The organism is Acidovorax sp. IB03, from assembly GCF_016406015.1.
Lineage (GTDB): Bacteria > Pseudomonadota > Gammaproteobacteria > Burkholderiales > Burkholderiaceae_C > Acidovorax > Acidovorax temperans.
This window is the reverse complement of record NZ_JAEFCH010000102.1, coordinates 1-593: the sequence shown is the minus strand read 5'-3', so window position 1 is coordinate 593 and position 593 is coordinate 1. Positions and strand designations below refer to the sequence as shown.

Annotated in this window: 1 protein-coding gene; it reads left to right on the top strand. The window is 48.9% G+C overall.

Going from position 1 to position 593, the window contains the following annotated elements; genetic code table 11:
* Positions 1–167: 167 nt before the first annotated feature.
* Entirely contained in the window at positions 168–449 is a 282-nt protein-coding gene (copK, locus tag IHV84_RS20240) for a periplasmic Cu(I)/Cu(II)-binding protein CopK (RefSeq protein ID WP_198848173.1), read from the top strand.
* Positions 450–593 lie beyond the last annotated feature (144 nt).

Here is a 593-nt window from a genome sequence, read left to right as displayed (position 1 = left end):
CAGTGACGTATGGGGATGTCGTGAGCAAGAACACCGGGGAGAGCCAATCGGATACAATTGATCAGTCTGACCGATGAGTGACTGAATTGTCACTCATCGGTTGGCAAATTGTTAGGATCAACAACCTAATATTCACAGTGCAGTACAACTTCTTGAGGAGATTAAAAATGTTGAAGAAAATGCTTGCAATCGTGGCCCTGAGCTCACTGGGTTTTTCCGCCTACGCCGTTGATGCATCTCAAGTTGAGAAATCCATCGAACTGAAAGATGGCTCGACGGTTTATATCTTCAAAGACGGAAAGATGGCCATGGAAGATAAATTTGGCCGCTCGGTCCGCATGAAGAAGGATACCGTGATGGAAACCAAAGATGGCCAGAAAATCATGATGCACGGTGATGAGGTTATGCGCCTCGAGAATATTCTCCGCCTAGGGAGTAGTCGCGGTTAAGACTATTCTGCCGCAGTCACGGCTCCTTCGGGAGCCGTTATCAATTTGAAGGGCGTTGTTGCACAAATGCCGGTCGCAGCTGATGTAGGCTCGGGAGATGAGAGAGACGAGCTGGGGTCGGGTTAAGTACCGCACAACGAACTG